At 59.1% G+C, this 18793-nt stretch carries 16 protein-coding genes, 4 tRNA genes and 1 riboswitch; of the genes, 4 read left to right on the top strand and 16 right to left on the bottom strand.

Annotation, left to right across the window (positions count from 1 at the left end; all coding sequences use genetic code 11):
• Positions 1-389: 389 nt before the first annotated feature.
• Positions 390-466 (bottom strand) — tRNA-Arg (locus DK871_RS24215).
• A gap of 322 nt (positions 467-788) precedes the next feature.
• On the opposite strand from DK871_RS24215, the gene DK871_RS29365 reads away from it, so the two are divergent.
• The 3 genes from DK871_RS29365 (at position 789) to DK871_RS24205 (ending at position 1928) form a co-directional block, all read left to right on the top strand.
• Positions 789-1016, top strand: a complete 228-nt coding sequence (locus tag DK871_RS29365; protein WP_161906895.1) for a hypothetical protein — start codon at positions 789-791, stop codon at positions 1014-1016.
• 11 nt (positions 1017-1027) lie between these two features.
• Positions 1028-1207 carry a PA3371 family protein gene (locus DK871_RS29360; protein ID WP_003193590.1) on the top strand — a complete coding sequence of 60 codons (180 nt, stop codon included), beginning with the start codon at positions 1028-1030 and terminating at the stop codon, positions 1205-1207.
• Between the two features lie 394 nt (positions 1208-1601).
• On the top strand, positions 1602-1928 hold the full coding sequence (locus DK871_RS24205) for an Arc family DNA-binding protein (protein ID WP_003193592.1): 327 nt from the start codon (positions 1602-1604) through the stop codon (positions 1926-1928).
• Positions 1929-2029: 101 nt separating this feature from the next.
• On the opposite strand, the gene mgtE is transcribed toward DK871_RS24205, so the two are convergent.
• From mgtE to ltaE, 8 genes are all read right to left on the bottom strand, one after another.
• Positions 2030-3472 carry a magnesium transporter gene (gene mgtE, locus DK871_RS24200; RefSeq protein WP_003193593.1) on the bottom strand — a complete coding sequence of 481 codons (1443 nt, stop codon included), beginning with the start codon at positions 3470-3472 and terminating at the stop codon, positions 2030-2032.
• 349 nt (positions 3473-3821) lie between these two features.
• A tRNA-Arg gene (locus tag DK871_RS24195) sits at positions 3822-3898 on the bottom strand.
• A 72-nt stretch (positions 3899-3970) separates the two neighbouring features.
• Positions 3971-4047: transfer RNA gene (locus DK871_RS24190), tRNA-Arg, on the bottom strand.
• A 108-nt stretch (positions 4048-4155) separates the two neighbouring features.
• Positions 4156-4246, bottom strand: a tRNA-Ser gene (locus DK871_RS24185).
• Between the two features lie 62 nt (positions 4247-4308).
• Positions 4309-4497: a carbon storage regulator CsrA gene (gene csrA, locus DK871_RS24180; protein WP_003175645.1), complete on the bottom strand. Its 189-nt coding sequence runs from the start codon at positions 4495-4497 to the stop codon at positions 4309-4311.
• Positions 4498-4671: 174 nt separating this feature from the next.
• A complete protein-coding gene (locus DK871_RS24175) occupies positions 4672-5913 on the bottom strand; it encodes an aspartate kinase (protein WP_161906894.1) in 1242 nt (413 codons plus the stop codon).
• A 94-nt stretch (positions 5914-6007) separates the two neighbouring features.
• Positions 6008-8626, bottom strand: a complete 2619-nt coding sequence (gene alaS / locus DK871_RS24170; RefSeq protein ID WP_161906893.1) for an alanine--tRNA ligase — start codon at positions 8624-8626, stop codon at positions 6008-6010.
• Positions 8627-8772: 146 nt separating this feature from the next.
• Entirely contained in the window at positions 8773-9777 is a 1005-nt protein-coding gene (gene ltaE / locus DK871_RS24165; protein WP_161906892.1) for a low-specificity L-threonine aldolase, read from the bottom strand.
• 190 nt (positions 9778-9967) lie between these two features.
• A riboswitch (FMN riboswitch) is annotated at positions 9968-10137 on the top strand.
• Positions 10138-10234: 97 nt separating this feature from the next.
• Here ltaE and DK871_RS24160 point away from each other — a divergent pair.
• Positions 10235-10744 (top strand): 6,7-dimethyl-8-ribityllumazine synthase, encoded by a 510-nt coding sequence (locus DK871_RS24160; protein ID WP_003193604.1) that lies wholly within the window; start codon positions 10235-10237, stop codon positions 10742-10744.
• A 116-nt stretch (positions 10745-10860) separates the two neighbouring features.
• Here the strand turns inward: DK871_RS24160 and astE are convergent, their stop codons facing one another.
• From astE to DK871_RS24125, 7 genes are all read right to left on the bottom strand, one after another.
• Complete coding sequence (gene astE / locus DK871_RS24155; RefSeq protein ID WP_161906891.1) at positions 10861-11865, bottom strand: succinylglutamate desuccinylase; 1005 nt, start codon at positions 11863-11865, stop codon at positions 10861-10863.
• A gap of 11 nt (positions 11866-11876) precedes the next feature.
• Complete coding sequence (locus tag DK871_RS24150; RefSeq protein WP_003175651.1) at positions 11877-12164, bottom strand: hypothetical protein; 288 nt, start codon at positions 12162-12164, stop codon at positions 11877-11879.
• A 26-nt stretch (positions 12165-12190) separates the two neighbouring features.
• Positions 12191-13537, bottom strand: coding sequence for an N-succinylarginine dihydrolase (astB, locus tag DK871_RS24145; protein ID WP_161906890.1), 1347 nt, complete (start codon positions 13535-13537; stop codon positions 12191-12193).
• A 189-nt stretch (positions 13538-13726) separates the two neighbouring features.
• On the bottom strand, positions 13727-15196 hold the full coding sequence (gene astD, locus DK871_RS24140; protein WP_161906896.1) for a succinylglutamate-semialdehyde dehydrogenase: 1470 nt from the start codon (positions 15194-15196) through the stop codon (positions 13727-13729).
• A complete protein-coding gene (gene astA / locus DK871_RS24135) occupies positions 15193-16218 on the bottom strand; it encodes an arginine N-succinyltransferase (protein ID WP_003193612.1) in 1026 nt (341 codons plus the stop codon). Before astA ends, astD begins: the two co-directional genes overlap by 4 nt.
• A 51-nt stretch (positions 16219-16269) precedes the next feature.
• Positions 16270-17289 carry an arginine/ornithine succinyltransferase subunit alpha gene (gene aruF / locus DK871_RS24130; protein WP_003175655.1) on the bottom strand — a complete coding sequence of 340 codons (1020 nt, stop codon included), beginning with the start codon at positions 17287-17289 and terminating at the stop codon, positions 16270-16272.
• A gap of 212 nt (positions 17290-17501) precedes the next feature.
• Positions 17502-18722 carry an aspartate aminotransferase family protein gene (locus DK871_RS24125; RefSeq protein WP_161906889.1) on the bottom strand — a complete coding sequence of 407 codons (1221 nt, stop codon included), beginning with the start codon at positions 18720-18722 and terminating at the stop codon, positions 17502-17504.
• Positions 18723-18793 lie beyond the last annotated feature (71 nt).

Raw genomic sequence — 18793 nt, 5'->3', positions numbered from 1 at the left:
TCTTTCGTCTCAACCGAGGCGCGCATTCTACAGCAGCCTCATTTGCTGTCAAGTGGTTATTTTCAGAAGTTTTCGAAAATTTCTTCAACAACTTCAACCACTTGCGCTTGCGATCTCTCGTAAGCGGGAGGCGAATTCTACAGGGACCGCCATGAACGTCAACCCCCTTATCTGAAAAAAAGCGAAACACTTACTCGCCTATAAAAACCAGGGTACCCACCGCCTCTATATAGAAGGAGCGCACAACCTAGGGACGCGAATTATCCCCACCCACGCCAATGCATCTGGATCACAACCGAAAGAAGCGCGGCTGGATCCCCAACAAGCTAGGAACGAGGATGACTGTTGTTGAGACCAGCGAATACCAGGAGGGGAAAGCTTTACAGAGATGGTGTCCCAGGGCCGGTTCGAACGGCCAACCTTCCCCTTAGGAGGGGGATGCTCTATCCAATTGAGCTACTGGGACAAATGCCACGCTTACCCTGAAGGGCTAGCGACAGACGGCGTGCATCTTAACGGCTGAGGCTGGTTTTGTCATGTCGTCCGTTGGCATTTTGACTGTAGGCCAATCCTTGCGCGTACGTTCATAGCCTCATTCAGCATGCCAAGACTTTCACCCTCATCGTGCAAATTGCACTACCCCAATATGCCATCATTGCAAACTGCAACCCAGCGCCCTCAAAAAACAAACATAACTCATTGTTTTTATTGGAATAATAGATTGGCACGACATCTGCAAAGCCATAATCACAAAACCAATCGTTCCAGGCACCGTGGAGACTATGATTATGAACAGCGCCCTTCTAGTAGCACTGAACGCTGTGGCACTGGCTACGGTGGTGACGTTTCATTTTCAGCCGACCAGTACTGAAGACGGCGCGCAAATCAGCCAAGCCATTCCCCACCATCTGCAACAGCGCCCTCAGTTGGCACTAATGACTGCAACCCCCCAGCCTCCCATCCGCCTGACCCAAGATACACAGTCAGCGCCAGCGGCCGAGCATTGGGTTTTCTGAGAACACTATTCATGTCGAAATCTGCCTGGTTGTTTCTGTGCCTGACGCTCCTATCTGTTGCGCTAGGCCTGGGAGCGACATCACAACAAACTCAAACCCTAGCCTTCGTCGCCAGCGCCGTGCTGGGCAGCCTACTGGTACTGACGCTCATCAAGGGTCGCCGAATCAAATTCGATCCACTCCTGCGCTAACCCCCCTTCCCCATCTACCTCCCCTACCTTATGTCGCCTGACACTCGTAAATAGGCGAACAGCTACTAACCTTAAGCTTGAGGGCAAAAGGCCATATCGCTGTAGGACGGGCGCCCTTCAACCCAGATGCCGTGCAGGCTTGAGCGAAGATTGACGGGCTTCGCTGCAGTCGCAGGATTTTTTTAACCAGTCCGCAAAAACGCAAATCAGTACTGGCATAAAGCCTGTAGGCGGTTCAATATTTGTCACAGAATTGACGCCAATGAAATGTCAAATCTGAGGCATGATGCGGCCTCTTTGCAATTCGGGTTGAACTTTGGTCGTGAGCCTTGTCTTAACACTCATCTTGCGGCCAATTCCAGAAACCGCTCCCCTGAACTAACCGGTTAAATATATGCGCCCATTGAAACAGGCAATTTATTCCAGCCGTACGGCTGACAAATTCGTCGTACGTCTGCCAGACGGAATGCGGGAACGCATTGCCGAGGTGGCTCGCAATCATCACCGCAGCATGAACTCCGAAATCATCGCACGCCTGGAACAAAGCCTTATTCAGGAAGGTGCCTTGGGTGAAGAGTTGAGCATGCGCCTAGACAGCCCCGAGCTGTCACTGCACGAACGCGAACTGCTGCAGCGTTTTCGTCAGCTCTCCCACCGCCAGCAAAATGCTCTCGTCTCGCTTATCGCGCATGACGTGGAGGCGGCCGCAGAAGCCAATTGATTGACACCTGAAAGCCGAAGCCAGCCATGTGCTGGCTTTTTTTTGCCTGGAGTTAGGGAATAAGAAGCAAAGCGAGGGCAGGTTTGCCCCCGCTGGAAGGGTCAGAGCAGGAAGATCGTTGCCAGGCCCAGGAAGATGAAGAAACCACCACTGTCAGTCATGGCCGTGATCATCACACTGGCCCCCATGGCGGGATCGCGACCTAGACGCGCCAAGGTCATGGGGATCAATACCCCCATCAAGGCCGCCAGCAACAGGTTAAGGGTCATGGCCGCAGTCATTACCACGCCCAGGGACCAACTGCCGTAGAGCAAGTAGGCCACCACGCCAATCACACCGCCCCACACCAATCCGTTTATGAGGCCTACAGCCAGTTCCTTGCGCAGCAGCCGTGAGGAATTGGCGGTACTGACCTGGTCCAGCGCCATGGCGCGCACGATCATGGTGATGGTCTGGTTCCCGGAGTTACCGCCAATGCCCGCCACAATCGGCATCAACGCCGCCAAGGCCACCAGTTTTTCGATGGAGCCTTCAAACAACCCGATCACGCGAGATGCGATAAACGCGGTAATCAGATTGATAGCCAGCCAGGCCCAGCGGTTATGCAGTGAACGCCAGACCGACGCGAAAATATCTTCCTCTTCACGCAAACCTGCCATGTTGAGGACTTCGGTTTCACTTTCCTCACGGATCAAGTCGACGATTTCATCGATGGTCAGACGACCGATCAACTTGCCGTTCTTATCCACCACCGGAGCCGAGATCAAGTCGTAACGCTCGAATGCCTGGGCCGCGTCGTAGGCATCTTCGTCCGGATGGAAGCTCACGGTATCACTGGCCATCAGGTCAGCAACTTTCTTCTCCGGATCATTGACCAGCAGGCGCTTGATCGGCAAAACGCCCTTGAGGATCCCCTCATAGTCGACCACAAACAGTTTGTCGGTGTGGCCGGGCAATTCTTTGAGACGCCGCAGGTAACGCAACACCACTTCAAGGCTGACGTCTTCGCGGATCGTGACCATCTCGAAGTCCATCAGTGCGCCGACCTGGTCCTCGTCGTACGACAGCGCGGAACGCACACGCTCACGCTGCTGCGTATCGAGCGCCTCCATCAACTCATGGACAACATCACGGGGCAGCTCAGGGGCCAGGTCAGCCAGTTCGTCCGCATCCATCTCCTTGGCGGCAGCCAGGAGTTCGTGGTCATCCATGTCGGCAATGAGCGTCTCACGCACCGAGTCCGACACTTCCAGCAGGATGTCACCGTCGCGATCAGCCTTGACCAACTGCCACAGGGTCAGTCGATCATCCAGCGGCAAGGCTTCAAGAATATAGGCGACGTCGGCGGAGTGCAGGTCATCGAGCTTGCGTTGCAACTCGACGAGGTTTTGCCGGTGAACCAGGTTTTCGACGCGGTCGTGGTTCGGACCTTCCTGGCGGTGCGTGAGGTCTTCGACCACGCGCTGACGCTGCAGCAGCTCGATAACTTGAGCCAGACGATCCTGCAGGCTTTCTTGTGTTTTCTTTACTTCTACTTCGGTCATAGGCGAACTCCACTCCCAGCAGCGGGGCACGCCGGAAGGATCAATCAGTCAATTCATGATTGGTAAAACGGGGTACTGAGTAACTACTGGGTAAGTCCATGGAGGTATTCCACAAGCCCCGGCGGGGCTGACGGGCGCATGATACACCGCCCGAACGTTTTAAACGTTAAAAAACTGGAAAGAACAAGCGCTTGCACGCCAAAGCTCAGTATTGGCTGCATCTATGAACTGCGACGACGCAGGCGCGGGGGAAAACACATGAGGAGGGGAGAAAAAGGAGAACGCCGGATAAAACCTACACAAACCCCAGACGGCAAAAAGCCCGCACTAGGCGGGCTTTTTGTTTGTATGGTGCACTCGACAGGATTCGAACCTGTGACCGCTCGGTTCGTAGCCGAGTACTCTATCCAGCTGAGCTACGAGTGCAAATTGTGTTTTTAGACCAGGTCACAACTGGTTGGAGCCAAGCTACCTGCATCGCTGCAACTAACTCTTAAATGGTGCACTCGACAGGATTCGAACCTGTGACCGCTCGGTTCGTAGCCGAGTACTCTATCCAGCTGAGCTACGAGTGCATTTGTTGCCGCGCATTATAGGCCGTTCAATCTCTATGTAAAGCTATTTTTTCGAGTATTTTCAACAACTTACCGAAAAAATCAGATTGCAACGTACTAAGCAAATAATGGCGGAGAACGGGGGATTCGAACCCCCGACACCCTTTTGAGGTGTACTCCCTTAGCAGGGGAGCGCCTTCGGCCACTCGGCCAGCTCTCCGCAACACGGGGCGTATATTAACCACGTTCCTCCCCGTTTGCAAACATAAAAAACGATAAAAATTAAAGGCTTGGTTCTTCGTCCTTCTCTTTCTTGATCCGCAGGTAGATTTCCTCGCGGTGGACCGCCACCTCTTTCGGAGCATTAACCCCAATACGTACTTGATTGCCTTTGACGCCGAGCACGGTCACGGTGATTTCGCCATCACCGATAATCAGGCTTTCTGCGCAACGACGAGTCAGAATCAGCATACCTTTCACCTCACGCATTTCAGTTCAGGAACAACAGTCTGCAAAAAAAAAGCATTCAACCTACAACCAAAAGGTCGTAGCCCTACTCGCTAAGTATTGTCGAGCCCATGCAAAAGACCATGTACCCCACAAAAAAATGAAAGGCGCGGTAAACCGCGCCTTCCTGGCAACGCATTACTCGCCCTGTCGGGCCGGAGCATCCAGCTCAAAAGCGGTATGCAGCGCGCGTACAGCCAGTTCCAGGTACTTCTCTTCGAGCACTACCGAGACTTTGATTTCCGAGGTGGAAATCATCTGGATGTTGATACCTTCCTTGGCAAGGGCCCCGAACATACGGCTGGCAACGCCAGCATGGGAACGCATGCCCACCCCTACGATCGACACCTTGGCAATCTTGGTATCGCCGATCACTTCACGGGCGCCAATCTCGCTCGCCGTGCTCTGCAGGATTTTCAATGCTGCATCGTATTCGTTGCGGTGCACGGTGAAGGTGAAATCGGTGGTGTTATCGTGCGAAACGTTCTGCACGATCATGTCGACTTCAACATTTGCATCGCTGACAGGGCCCAGAATCTTGAAAGCCACGCCCGGGGTGTCTGGCACGCCACGGATCGTCAGCTTGGCTTCATCGCGATTGAAAGCGATGCCGGAAATGATCGGCTGTTCCATGGATTCCTCTTCATCAATAGTAATGAGGGTGCCCGGACCCTCCTTGAAGCTGTGCAATACGCGCAGCGGAACGTTGTACTTGCCGGCGAACTCCACCGCGCGAATCTGCAACACCTTGGAACCAAGGCTGGCCATTTCCAGCATTTCTTCAAAGGTGATCTTGTCCAGGCGCTGGGCCACTGGCACGACGCGTGGGTCAGTGGTGTAGACGCCATCCACATCGGTATAGATCTGGCATTCGTCAGCCTTGAGCGCTGCCGCCAGGGCCACACCGGTGGTGTCCGAACCGCCACGACCGAGCGTGGTGATGTTGCCGTGCTCATCCACGCCCTGGAAACCCGCTACAACTACCACGCGCCCTGCTTTCAGATCAGTACGAATTTTCTGATCATCAATTTGCAGGATCCGCGCCTTGGTATGTGCGCTGTCTGTAAGAATGCGCACCTGGCTACCAGTGTAGGACACCGCTGGCACGCCACGCTTGTTCAGCGCCATGGCCAACAGCGCAATGGTCACCTGCTCGCCCGTGGAGACGATCACATCCAGCTCACGCGGCAGCGGCTGTTGATCACCACTGATGGCCTTGGCCAGATCGATCAGGCGATTGGTCTCGCCACTCATGGCCGACAGCACCACTACCAGGTCATCACCGGCATCGCGGAACTTCTTAACCTTGTCGGCGACCTGCTCGATTCTTTCGACAGAACCGACCGAGGTGCCTCCAAATTTCTGTACGATCAAAGCCATTTCCAAGCCGCCTCAGCCCGTAAAGGGGCGCCTAATATCAATCCACCCGCACTGAACAAGCCCGTGACTAGACCACGGGCCGGTTAACAGTGCCTTAAATACCTGCCTCGACAAATGGCACGGTCAAGGCCAGCGCCGCGTCCAGGGCTGCGGCATCGACACCACCGCCTTGTGCCATGTCCGGACGACCACCGCCCTTGCCGCCTACTGTCGCAGCGGCTTGCTTCATCAAATCACCGGCTTTGAGTTGGCCAGTCAGGTCCTTGGTTACACCAGCAACCAGAACGACCTTATCCTCATGGACACTGCCGAGCAGGATCACTGCGCGGCCGAGCTTGTTCTTCAACTGATCGACCAAGGCCAACAGCGCCTTGCCATCCTGGCCGTCCAGGCGCGCCGCCAGGACTTTTACATCCTTGACGTCAACCGCCGCGGCCGACAGGTCATCGCCCGCAGCGCTGGCCGCCTTGGCCTGCAACTGCTCCAGCTGTTTTTCCAGCGCACGGTTGCGCTCCAGCACGGCGGACAACTTGTCGATCAGGTTGTCGCGGCTGCCCTTGACCAGGCCGGCCGCTTCCTTGAGTTGTTCTTCGGCAGCATTGAGGTAAGCCAGGGCCGCAGCACCGGTCACCGCTTCAATACGACGTACACCCGAGGCCACACCGCCTTCGCTGATGATCTTCAGCAGGCCGATATCGCCGGTGCGGTTGGCGTGGATACCACCACAGAGTTCTACCGAGAAGCTGCCGCCCATGCTCAGCACGCGGACTTCGTCGCCGTACTTCTCGCCAAACAGCGCCATGGCGCCTTTGTTCCTGGCGGTCTCGATGTCGGTTTCTTCGGTTTCAACCGGGGTGTTCTTGCGAATCTCGGCGTTGACGATGTCTTCCAGGGCCTTGATCTGCTCTGGCTTGATCGCTTCAAAGTGGCTGAAGTCAAAACGCAGGCGCTGGCTGTCCACCAACGAGCCTTTTTGCTGCACGTGCTCGCCCAGTACCTGGCGCAGTGCGGCATGCAGCAAGTGAGTAGCCGAGTGGTTCAACGCGGTGGCATGCCGTACGTCGGCGTCAACCTGGGTGTCTACGGGCGCACCCACGGTCAAGTTGCCCAGCACCAACACACCGTGATGCAGGAACGCCCCACCGGTCTTGGTGGTGTCGCGCACGTCAAAACGACCGGATGTCGAGCTCAGGAAGCCGCAGTCGCCAATCTGGCCACCCGACTCGGCATAGAACGGTGTCTGGTCCAGCACCACAACCGCCTCTTCACCTTCGCTCAATACATCGACCGACTTGCCGTCTTTATAGATGGCGACGATCTTGGCCGAGCCCGCAGTGGCCTTGTAGCCGGTGAACTCGGTCGGTACGTCGACCTTGACCAGGGTGTTGTAGTCCAGGCCAAAGGAGCTGGCCGAACGCGCACGCACGCGCTGGGCTTCCATCTCACGCTCGAAACCGGCTTCGTCGACGGTCAACTCACGCTCGCGGGCGATGTCGGCAGTCAGGTCCATCGGGAAACCATAGGTGTCGTACAGCTTGAACACGACATCACCCGGCACCACGGTGCCTTTGAGCTCAGCCAGGTCCTGTTCCAGAATCTTCAGGCCGTGCTCCAGGGTCTTGGAGAACTGCTCTTCTTCAGCCTTGAGCACCCGCTCGATGTTGCTTTGCTGTTGCTTGAGCTCTGGGAAGGCATCGCCCATCTCGGCAACCAGTGCGGCCACGATCTTGTAGAAGAAGCTGCCGGTAGCGCCCAGCTTGTTACCGTGGCGGCACGCGCGACGGATGATGCGACGCAGCACGTAGCCACGGCCCTCGTTGGACGGCAGCACGCCGTCGGCGATCAGGAAACCGCAGGAACGGATGTGGTCCGACACCACCTTGAGCGAAGACTGGCCTTCATTGGCGCAGCCAATGGCCGCCGCCGAAGCGCTCAGCAGGTTGGTGAACAGGTCGATCTCGTAGTTGGAGTGAACGTGCTGCATCACCGCACTGATCCGCTCCAGGCCCATGCCGGTGTCCACAGACGGTGCCGGCAGCGGATGCAACACGCCGTCGGCGGTGCGGTTGAACTGCATGAACACGTTGTTCCAGATCTCGATGTAACGGTCGCCGTCTTCTTCTGGCGAGCCTGGCGGGCCACCCCAGATATCGGCGCCGTGATCGTAGAAAATCTCGGTGCAGGGGCCGCACGGGCCGGTATCGCCCATGGTCCAGAAGTTATCGGAGGCGTAAGGCGCGCCTTTGTTGTCGCCGATACGGATCATGCGCTCGGCAGGCACACCGATTTGCTGGGTCCAGATGTCGTACGCTTCGTCGTCCGTCGCGTACACGGTGACCCAGAGCTTTTCCTTGGGCAGCTTCAGCACGCCGGTGAGGAAGGTCCAGGCGAACGTGATCGCGTCTTTCTTGAAATAGTCGCCGAAGCTGAAGTTACCCAGCATCTCGAAAAAGGTGTGGTGACGGGCGGTGTAGCCGACGTTTTCCAGGTCGCTGTTCTTGCCGCCGGCGCGTACGCACTTCTGGCTGCTGGTGGCGCGGGTGTAGGCGCGCTTTTCCTGGCCCAGGAAGCAGTCCTTGAACTGGTTCATCCCCGCGTTAGTGAACAGCAGGGTTGGGTCATTGCCTGGGATCAAGGAGCTGGAGGCTACACGGGTGTGACCTTGCTCTTCGAAGAAGCGAAGGAAGGCTTCACGGATTTCTGCGCTTTTCATTAGGTTCTTCCACGGAGGCTGCGGCCAAAGGCCAGTGCGCAACATCATCAGACGGAGCGACGGCAAAGGGCCGCATTATATCGGCCCTTTGCCGGTGGTACAGCGTGTTTATGTGATAGAAACAGTCAATTAGACGGCCTGCACTGTCATTTCTGCGAAAACGCGACGAATGTCTGCAGCACTTGCTCGATCTGCGCCCGGCTCACGTCCAGATGGGTAACCATGCGCAGGCGCGGCGCAGCGCTCAACTTGACTCCACGCTCAGCCGCAAAGGCCTTCAGCGCCTGCGCCTGATCGCCTACCTGCACATACACCATATTGGTCTGCACCGGCTCGACGCTGTAGCCGGCCTTGCGTAACTCATCGCCCAGCCATTGGGCATTGGCATGGTCGTCAGTCAGGCGCTGTACCTGATGGTCCAGGGCATACAAGCCTGCCGCCGCCAGGGAGCCGGCCTGGCGCATGCCGCCGCCGACCATCTTGCGCAAGCGCCGAGCCTTGGCGATCAGCGCCGTCGAGCCACACAGCACCGAGCCAACCGGCGCGCCGAGGCCCTTGGACAGGCACACCGACACCGAATCGAAATGCTGGGCGATTTCTCGCGCATCCACGCCCAGCTTGACTGCCGCGTTGTAGAGGCGCGCGCCATCCAGGTGCAGGGCCAGGCCATGCTCGTGGGTAAATGCACGGGCCTTGGCCAGGTAATCCAGCGGCAGCACTTTGCCCTGCATGGTGTTTTCCAGCGCCAACAAGCGCGTGCGGGCGAAGTGGCAGTCGTCGGGCTTGATGGCTTCAAGCACCTGGTTCAGATCAAGGGAGCCATCGGCTTGGACGTCCAGGGGCTGCGGCTGGATCGACCCCAGCACCGCCGCGCCGCCGCCTTCGTATTTGTAGGTGTGGGCCTGCTGGCCGACGATGTATTCCTCGCCGCGCTCACAGTGAGCCATCAACGCCAGCAGGTTGCTCATGGTGCCGGTGGGTACGAACAGCGCCGCGGCAAAGCCCAGGCGCTGGGCCAGTTCGGCCTCCAAGCGATTGACGCTGGGATCTTCGCCGTAAACATCATCGCCACTGACGGCGCTGGCCATCGCGTCGAGCATGGCGGGGGTGGGTTGGGTCACGGTGTCGCTGCGCAGGTCGATCACGGTCATCAAGGGGGCCTCTGACGGAATGGGTAAGTCCTTTTGTGTGTGATTACTGCGGGCAAAGCCACGGAATATCAAGCCCCGATTACATTCATTCGAATACCAACCAAACAAACCGATATAAGTTATCGAGACGGCAACCGTGCAGTTTTTGAAAAACCATGTTAAAAACTCTGCGCCGCCAGGGTTCTGGCGGCAACGTTCTCAGGGCGGGGTGCAATTCCCCACCGGCGGTAATTGCACGCAATGTGCATAGCCCGCGAGCGCTTGGCGCTTCGAACTGCTCAGGCAGGACGGCGACAAGGTCAGCAGACCCGGTGTGATCCCGGGGCCGACGGTCATAGTCCGGATGAAGAGAGAACGGGATTGGCACCTAAGGGCCGCGCGCCTGTTTACGCATGCGTACCCTTAAATCCCATTCGATTCATAACGCCCTGTTTTTTTCTTAAACAGGAGTCAGAACATGCAACCCACCGCAATCGACAGCAAAAGCAAAAACCATCACGGCGAGCGCGTCGCGTTTATCCAGGCCTGCTGGCACAAGGATATTGTCGACCAATCGCGCAAAGGCTTCCTCGCCGAAATGATCGCCCAGGGTTATCAGGAATCGGACATCGACTTCTTCGAGGTCGGCGGCGCCTTTGAAATGCCCCTGCACGCCAAGCTGCTGGCCAAGACCGGCCGTTACGCCGGCATCGTCGCTGCCGCGCTGGTGGTGGACGGTGGCATCTACCGCCACGAATTCGTCGCGCAATCGGTGGTCAGCGGCCTGATGCAGGTGCAGCTGGAAACTGAAGTGCCGGTGTTCTCGGTGTCCCTGACGCCGCACCACTTCCATGCCGGCAGCGAGCACACCACGTTCTTCTACGAGCACTTCGTGCACAAGGGCCAGGAAGCGGCGCGCACCTGCGCCGATACGCTGCACAAGGTGCGTGCGATTCGTCGTAGCGAGCCGCGGGCGGTAGCGGTCTAAATCCAGTGTGGGAGCTGGCTTGCCTGCGATGCAGACACCTGGGTTTATCAGTGATACCCAGGTGATGCTATCGCAGGCAAGCCAGCTCCTACATTTGGTCGAGCCAGCCTTGGCTCTTAGGCCAGGCCGGCGTCCGTGGTGGGCACGATCAATATCCCGGCGCGCAAGCCGTTCTTCACCTTAGGGTTGGGGAAGATGATGCGGGCGCCCTCCTCCTCGATCACCCAGCGGGTCTTGGCCACGTCTTCGGCCAGCAGGTAGCCCTTTTCCAATTCCGAAAAGTTTTCCACATCTGCGGGCAGGTGCATCAGGAAGGCGTCGCTGTGCTTGATCACTTCGCGCGCGACGGCGAAGAGTTGCAGGCCGTCGAGGCTACCGGTCTCAGGCTCGTTGCCCTCGATGATCTGCTTCAGACGCGCTTCCAGGCGCGACACGTCCACACCGTCGTTCTGCCCGAACGGGCGCGCCTTGCCCAACTCCAGGGTGAACGCCTCGGCGCCGAGTTGCTCGTAGGTAAACGCGGTGAATGTAATCGAGGTTTTGTTCTGCAACAGCACCGCCTGCATGCCGGCAGCGTTCAAGCGCTCCAGCTCACGGCGCGAATGCTGTCTGTCTTCCTTCCACGGGTACAACGCGAACTGCTCGATTTTCGAACCACGAATCGCCGTATGCAGGTCGTAATGCAGGCGCGAGCGGCCAGGCTGGCTGAAAAAGCTGCGGGCCAATTGCTCAAGCTCAGCGGCGCGCATGGCTTCGGGGCCGATGTTTTGTTCATGACGGCCGTTGAACAGCCGGTTGACGTCCAGTTCGAGGTAACGCTCACCGCGGCGCATGGCCTCGGTATTACCGAACAGGAACAGAATACGGGTGCGGGGCTTGATCTCCCCGCGGGCGATGCCATGCAACAGGCGGTCGAGCAGTTCGATCGGCGCGGTTTCGTTGCCATGGATGCCGGACGACAGCAGCAAGTCGCTGCCGTTGTCCAAAGCTTCAGGAGGACGCACTTCAAGCGCGCCTTCGCTGAGCCAGCGCATCTGCACGCCGTCGACAGTCAGTTGAATTTTTTGCGCCGGTTCACGACCGGCGAGGGTCAGTTCAAGCAGTTTGCCGAGGGCGAGCATAAGCAGCTTCCTTAGTGGTTGCAGCCTGGGCCGTGGACGTGATCGTCGTCGTCACCTTCAACGTCGGCCGGTTCCATTTCCAGTTGCAGGCTCATCAGGTTGGTGGCCAATGGGCGCATCAGCAGGTTGGCGTACTCGGCGTCGCCTTCTTCTACGTCCACGCCAATCAGCAGTTGGCCGCGGCCATCGTGCTGGATCCAGATCTCCTTGCCCTGCCAGACCACGGCGACGCGGGTGCAGGAGGTTTCCAGCTGGGTGCCGTCGGTGTCTTCAAGGATGAGTTTCAGGGTGTCGGTCATAAATAAAATATCTCAGCCGTGTGGCATTAATTGATCTGGAAAGGATAAACCGAGCCCAGTTTAAGGATTTGCGTCAGTTCATCCAGTGCCGTCCGGCACTCAAGCAGCAACTGCGGGTCAGCCAGGTCGGTTTCGCGCAGGCTGTCGCGGTAGTGTTTGCCCACCCATTGGGTCAGGGTTTCGTACAACGGCGCGGTCATGATAACGCCTGGGTTCACAGCCGCCAGCTCGGTTTCGTTCAACGCCACGCGCAGGCGCAGGCACGCGGGCCCGCCGCCGTTCTGCATGCTTTGCTTGAGGTCGAAGACCTTGACTTCGCGGATCAGCCCGCCGGCAGCGGTCAAACCTTGCAGGTACTGCCACACGCGCTCATTGGCGCGGCACTCTTGCGGCACGATCAGCAGCATCGAACCGTCAGGACGAGTCAGTAACTGGCTGTTGAACAGGTAGGAACGCACCGCGTCTTCGACACTGACCAACGCGCGAGGCACACACACCGACTGGAAGTTGCCGCCCAGCTTGCCCAACTTGCCGTGCAGTTCGGCGAGCATCTGTTCAGTGTTGAGGAACGCATCCTCGTGATAGAACAGCACCTCGCCGTTGCCCACCGCGATCACATCATTGTGGAACACACCCGCATCGATCACCGCCGGGTTCTGCTGGGCGTAGACCACACCGTCATCCTTCAAACCATGCAGGCGCGCAACGGCTTGGGAGGCTTCCAGGGTCTGGCGCGCCGGGTACTTCTGCGGGGCCGGGTAACGGGGGTCGAAAGCACTACGGCCGAAGACGAAAAACTCCACGCCCTCCTCACCGTACTCACGGCAGAAACGCGTGTGGTTGGCCGCGCCTTCATCGCCAAATTGCGCCACTGCCGGCAAGGCGGCGTGGTGAGCGAAGTACTTGCCATCGGCGAACATCGCCCCCAGCACGCGGCTGGTGGTGGGGTGTTCGATGCTGCGGTGGTATTTGCAATTGAGGTTGGCGGCAGTGAAATGCACGCGGCCGTCTGCGGTATCGGCGCTTGGGCTGACGGTGGCGGCGTTGGCTACCCACATGCTGGAAGCCGAGCAGCTCGCTACCAGCAAAGGCATGGCCTGCTTGGCGGCCTGCTCAATCACCTGGGCGTCGGTGCCGCTGAAACCCAAGCTGCGCAGGGCGGCCACATCCGGGCGTTCCTGGGGCGCCAACACACCTTGCACAAAGCCCATGTCCATCAGGGCTTTCATTTTCTGCAGGCCCTGCAACGCCGCTTCCTTCGGGTTGGAAGCCTGCTGGCTGTTGCTTTGGGACGCGACGTTGCCGAAGGACAAACCGCCGTAGTTATGGGTCGGCCCCACTAGACCGTCAAAATTGACTTCACAGGATTTCATCGGCGAGGCTCCACGAACATCTGTTTTTATAGGCATCAACTGCAGATCTATATCTGTTAACCCGACCCAGTGTGGGAGCTGGCTTGCCTGCGATGCAGGCGACTCGGTCTTTCAGCTAAACCGAGGTGATGCCATCGCAGCGATGCGGCGATCCGACAAGCCAGCTCCCACATTAGATCGGTGTCACCCTTACTTCAGCGTTATGCCGGGGGTGAGCGTTGCCGGGACTATCAGGCTTGGCGTCTCCAGCGACGCCACCGGGTACGCGCAATAATCCGCCGCGTAATAGGCACTGGCGCGATGATTACCCGACGCCCCGACACCACCGAACGGCGCTGTACTGGCAGCGCCGGTCAACTGCTTGTTCCAGTTGACGATACCGGCGCGGCTTTCCAGCCAGAACTGCTGGTAACGCGCTTCGGAATCCGACAACAGGCCAGCGGCCAGGCCGTATTGGGTGTTGTTGGCCTCAGCGATGGCACCGGCAAAATCCGCGTAGCGAATCACCTGCAGCAACGGGCCAAACAGCTCTTCGTCTTCACGCTCAGTCACAGCGGTTACGTCGATGATGCCAGGGGTCAGCAACGCGGCCTGAGCCTGAGGCTGGGTCATCTCCAGCAGCGCCACGGCGCCATTGGCCAACATCAGTTCCTGGGCTTGCATCAACGCTTTGGCCGCAGCAAGGGAGATCACCGAGCCCATGAACGGCGCCGGTTGCTGGTCGAAAGCACCCACTTCAATGCTCGCACTCACCGCCACCAGGCGCGCCAGCAAGGCATCGCCCCAGGCACCTTCAGGCACCAGCAAGCGGCGAGCGCAGGTGCAACGCTGGCCTGCCGAGATAAATGCTGACTGGATGATGGTGTACACCGCCGCATCCACGTCGGCGACTTCGTCCACCACCAGCGGGTTATTACCGCCCATTTCCAGGGCCAGGATCTTGTCCGGGCGCCCTGAGAATTGCTGGTGCAGGTGGTTGCCGGTGCGGCTGGAACCGGTGAAGAACAGGCCGTCGATGCCTGGGTTGGCCGCCAGGGCGATGCCGGTTTCTCGCGCGCCTTGCAGCAGGTTCAGCACGCCCGCCGGCAAACCGGCTTCGATCCAGCACTGTACGGTCAGCTCGGCGACCTTGGGGGTCAGCTCGCTCGGTTTGAACAGCACGGTATTGCCCGCCAGCAGCGCCGGGACGATGTGCCCATTGGGCAAGTGCCCAGGGAAATTGTAAGGGCCGAACACCGCCACCACACCGTGGGGTTTGTGGCGCAACACCGCGGTGGCGTCGCCCAGGGGGCCGCTCTTCTCGCCAGTACGTTCGCGGTAGCTTTGTACCGAGATCGCGATCTTGTTGGCCATGCTGGTGACTTCGGTGGCCGACTCCCACAGTGGCTTGCCGGTCTCTTCGCCAATGCAGCGGGCGATTTCATCGGCCCGGCTTTTGAGCGTGGCGGCGAAGGTCTCCAGCACGCTGATGCGTTCTTCGAGCGGGCGCTTGGCCCACGCCGGGAATGCCTGGCGCGCAGCCTGCACGGCGGATTCGACCTGTTCGGCGCTGGCGCCATTGCCGGCCCACAGCACTTGCTGGGTCACCGGGTTGCGCGATTCAAACAGTTCACCCTGGCCAGCCAGCCAGCTACCTGCGATATACAGCGAATTCATTATTTCGACTCCCGAGCAGCAGACAACGCAACAGCACGCACTTGATCACCCACCACCAGTTGCAGGCGCTTGGCGGTCTGTGGATCGACCACCAAGGTGCCTGCCGCCAGGCGGGCCGGAGCGGCGGTGATACGGCACTCCTCGCGTTTGCGGTTATGGATCAGGAACGGCGTGGCGTCGTCCCCCGGTGTGCCGATGGCCAACACCAATGACTGGCTGTCGCGCACCGCACGGATCTTGCTGGTTTCACATTCCACCGCCGGGCCCGCGTCGAAAATATCCACATAGCCCTGGTAGCTGAAGCCTTCGCTCTTGAGCATGCTCAGGGCCGGCTCGGTGTCCGGGTGGACCTTGCCGATCACATTGCGTGCGTCTTCGGAGAGAAAGCAGCTATAAAGCGGAAACTTGGGCATCAGCTCAGCGATAAATGCCTTGTTGCCCACGCCGGTGAGGTAGTCGGCCTGGCTGAACTCCATCTTGAAGAAGTGCCGGCCCAGGCTTTCCCAAAACGGCGAACGCCCGGCGTCGTTGGACACCCCGCGCATCTCGGCAATGATCTTGTTGCCGAACAGTTGCGGGAACTCGGCGATAAACAACATGCGCGCCTTGGCCAGCATGCGACCGTTAAGGCCGTTGCGGTAATCGGCGTGGAGGAACAACGAGCACAATTCGGAATTACCAGTGAGGTCGTTAGCCAGGAACAGCGTCGGAATCTCACGGTAGATATTCAGTTCCTGGGACGCGCTGACGGTCAGCCCTACCCGGAAGTTGTACCACGGCTCGCGCAGGCCAACGGCGCCAGCAATGGCGGAAATTCCCACCACGCGGCCTTCGTCGTTCTCCAGCACGAACAGGTAGTCGGCATCGCCGCGCCCGGCTTCGCCGCGAAAGGTTTTTTCTGCCCAGCCCACCCGGTGGGTCAGGCGCTCTTCGTTGGCCGGCAAGGTGGTAAGGCCGGTGCCAGTGCTGCGCGCCAGATCAATCAGGGCCGGTAAATCGCTGCTGCGTACGGGACGAACGATCATGCTATCTCCTCGAACGGGCCGCTGTTGTCAGCCACCCGCGAAACTCTCTTTTTAAACCGCAACCAGGCGCACGCTGGCGCCTTCGCCAACACCCAGCGCTTCGGCGGCCGCCAGGTCCAGGGTCACCGGCTTGCCGGGCGCGTAGTCCAGCTCCAGCATCACCGCACGGTAATCCTGCAACTGCGCGTTGCTTACCAGGTACTGGCGGCCAACGCCCTTGACCATCTCGCCGATCTTCACCGGCACCACGCGGCTCTGGGCGATCGAGCGAATGCCCGAGACCCGGGCGTGCAGCGTCGGGCCACCGTCGAAGATGTCGATGTAATGGTCAGTCTCAAAGCCCTCACGCATGAGGATGTCGAAGGTGATTTGCGCACGCGGGTGCACCTGACCCATGGCCTCTTGGGCTTCGTCGGGCAGCAGCGGCACGTAGATCGGGTAATGCGGCATCAGCTCGGCGAGGAAGGTGCGGCTTTTCAGCCCGCACAGGCGCTCGGCGGCGGCGTAGTTGAGGTCGAAGAAGTTGCGTCCGATGGCATCCCAGAACGGCGAGTCACCGTTCTCGTCGCTGTAGCCGACAATCTCGGTCACCACCGAGTCGGCAAAGCGCTCGGGATGGCTGGCAACAAACAGCAGGCGGCCACGGGAATTGAGTTCCGACCACGGCGAACCGACCAGCTCAGGCACCACATAGAAGCTGGTGAGCAGGCTGTTGCCGGTAAGGTCGTGGCATTGGGAAAGCACGTGGATCTTGTTGTGGATCTTCAGCTCGCGGGAGGCGTGCACGAAGGTTTCGTTACGAAAGCTGTAGAACGGCTCGGAGTAACCGGCCGAGGCCACGATGGCCGAACAGCCGGCAAGCTTGCCGGTCTCGGTGTCTTCCAGCACGAAGAAATAGCTCTCTTCACCGTTGAAACTCACCTCGGCGGCGAAGGACGCTTCGCTGGCCGCGATCTTGTCGCTCAGGCGTTCCACATCATCCGGCAAGGAGGTGACACCAATCGGGCTGTCCGCAGCCAGACGCTGTACCTCGCCCAGATCAGCCATTTGCGCGGGGCGCATCACCAGCATGGTGTCACTCCTTAACTCGAAAACTCACAGAGGAAAAAATGCCGGACACAGGCTCTGGATACACATCAGTCTCAATGTGTCAGCAGATCCATGTGGGAGCTGGCTTGCCTGCGATACAGGCAACTCGGTCTATCAAGGGCACCGAGGTGATGCTATCGCAGGCAAGCCAGCTCCCACATTTGTTCAGGTCCGGCCAATAAAATGTGTCGCTATCAGGCTTGCGTCAACGTCTTCACAGCACGCTCAAAACGATCCAGGCCTTCATTGATGTCCGCCTCTTCCACCACCAGGCTCGGCGCAAAACGCACCACGTCGGGGCCGGCTTGCAGGATCATCAAGTTCTCTTTCTCGGCCGCGTTGAACACGTCCTTGGCCTTGCCTTTAAACGCATCGCTCAACACGCAACCGATCAGCAGGCCCATGCCGCGCACCTGAGTGAAGATGCCGTACTGCTTGCCGATCTGCTCCAGGCGCGCCTTGAACAGGTCGTGCTTGGCATTCACACCCGCCAGCACTTGCGGGGTGTTGATCACGTCGATCACCGCTTCCGCTACCGCGCAGGCCAGCGGGTTGCCGCCGTAGGTGGTGCCGTGGGTGCCGACCACCAGGTGCTTGGCCAAGTCTTCACGGGTGAGCATCGCCGCAATCGGGAAACCGCCGCCCAGGCTCTTGGCACTGGTGAGGATGTCTGGCGTCACGCCGTAATGCTGGTAGGCAAACAGGTGGCCGGTGCGGCCCATGCCGGTTTGCACTTCGTCGAATACCAGCAGCGCGTCGTGGGCGTCACACAGCTCGCGAGCGCCTTGCAGGTAAGCCAGCTCGGCCGGCAGTACACCGCCTTCGCCCTGGATCGGTTCCAGCACCACGGCGCAGGTCTTATCGGTCACCGCCGCTTTCAGCGCAGCCAGGTCGTTATAAGGAACGTGGGTGATGCCGGTGATTTTAGGCCCGAAACCATCGGAGTACTTCGACTGGCCACCGACATTGACGGTGAACAGGGTACGGCCGTGGAAGCTGTTCAGCGCAGCGATGATCTCGTACTTCTCGCTGCCAAAACGGTCGAACGCCACGCGACGGGCCAGCTTGAAGGCGGCCTCGTTGGCTTCGGCGCCGGAGTTGCAGAAGAACACGCGCTCGGCAAACGTGGCGTCGATCAGCTTGTGGGCCAGGCGCAGCGCCGGCTCATTGGTGAACACGTTGGAGACATGCCAAAGCTTGTTGGCCTGTTCGGTCAAGGCACCGACCAATGCCGGGTGGGCGTGGCCCAATACGTTGACCGCGATGCCGCCGGCAAAGTCGATCAGCTCGCGACCGGCCTGGTCCCACACGCGCGAACCTGCGCCACGTACGGGGATAAAGGCAGCAGGTGCGTAGTTGGGCACCATCACTTGGTCGAAATCGGCACGTTGCACCGGGGCTTGCTCAACGGACATCGGAGTCTCCTGAAGAGGAACGCCTGCCTGGAACTGGCGGGCGATGCAGGGATTGTAAGGACAGTTTTCAG

It is taken from the genome of Pseudomonas sp. L13 (genome assembly GCF_009935965.1).
GTDB classification, from domain to species: Bacteria; Pseudomonadota; Gammaproteobacteria; order Pseudomonadales; family Pseudomonadaceae; genus Aquipseudomonas; species Aquipseudomonas lactis.
The sequence above is the reverse complement of the archived record's forward strand: the minus strand, read 5'-3'. Positions and strand labels throughout refer to the sequence as shown.

What these genes read in the sequence shown, in the direction of transcription:
- DK871_RS29365 (WP_161906895.1), top strand. Translation starts at nt 789, where the DNA reads ATGAACAGCGCCCTTCTAGTAGCACTGAACGCTGTGGCACTGGCTACG.
- DK871_RS29360 (WP_003193590.1), top strand. Translation starts at nt 1,028, where the DNA reads ATGTCGAAATCTGCCTGGTTGTTTCTGTGCCTGACGCTCCTATCTGTT.
- DK871_RS24205 (WP_003193592.1), top strand. Translation starts at nt 1,602, where the DNA reads ATGCGCCCATTGAAACAGGCAATTTATTCCAGCCGTACGGCTGACAAA.
- mgtE (WP_003193593.1), bottom strand. Translation starts at nt 3,472, where the DNA reads ATGACCGAAGTAGAAGTAAAGAAAACACAAGAAAGCCTGCAGGATCGT.
- csrA (WP_003175645.1), bottom strand. Translation starts at nt 4,497, where the DNA reads ATGCTGATTCTGACTCGTCGTTGCGCAGAAAGCCTGATTATCGGTGAT.
- DK871_RS24175 (WP_161906894.1), bottom strand. Translation starts at nt 5,913, where the DNA reads ATGGCTTTGATCGTACAGAAATTTGGAGGCACCTCGGTCGGTTCTGTC.
- alaS (WP_161906893.1), bottom strand. Translation starts at nt 8,626, where the DNA reads ATGAAAAGCGCAGAAATCCGTGAAGCCTTCCTTCGCTTCTTCGAAGAG.
- ltaE (WP_161906892.1), bottom strand. Translation starts at nt 9,777, where the DNA reads ATGACCGTGATCGACCTGCGCAGCGACACCGTGACCCAACCCACCCCC.
- DK871_RS24160 (WP_003193604.1), top strand. Translation starts at nt 10,235, where the DNA reads ATGCAACCCACCGCAATCGACAGCAAAAGCAAAAACCATCACGGCGAG.
- astE (WP_161906891.1), bottom strand. Translation starts at nt 11,865, where the DNA reads ATGCTCGCCCTCGGCAAACTGCTTGAACTGACCCTCGCCGGTCGTGAA.
- DK871_RS24150 (WP_003175651.1), bottom strand. Translation starts at nt 12,164, where the DNA reads ATGACCGACACCCTGAAACTCATCCTTGAAGACACCGACGGCACCCAG.
- astB (WP_161906890.1), bottom strand. Translation starts at nt 13,537, where the DNA reads ATGAAATCCTGTGAAGTCAATTTTGACGGTCTAGTGGGGCCGACCCAT.
- astA (WP_003193612.1), bottom strand. Translation starts at nt 16,218, where the DNA reads ATGATCGTTCGTCCCGTACGCAGCAGCGATTTACCGGCCCTGATTGAT.
- aruF (WP_003175655.1), bottom strand. Translation starts at nt 17,289, where the DNA reads ATGCTGGTGATGCGCCCCGCGCAAATGGCTGATCTGGGCGAGGTACAG.
- DK871_RS24125 (WP_161906889.1), bottom strand. Translation starts at nt 18,722, where the DNA reads ATGTCCGTTGAGCAAGCCCCGGTGCAACGTGCCGATTTCGACCAAGTG.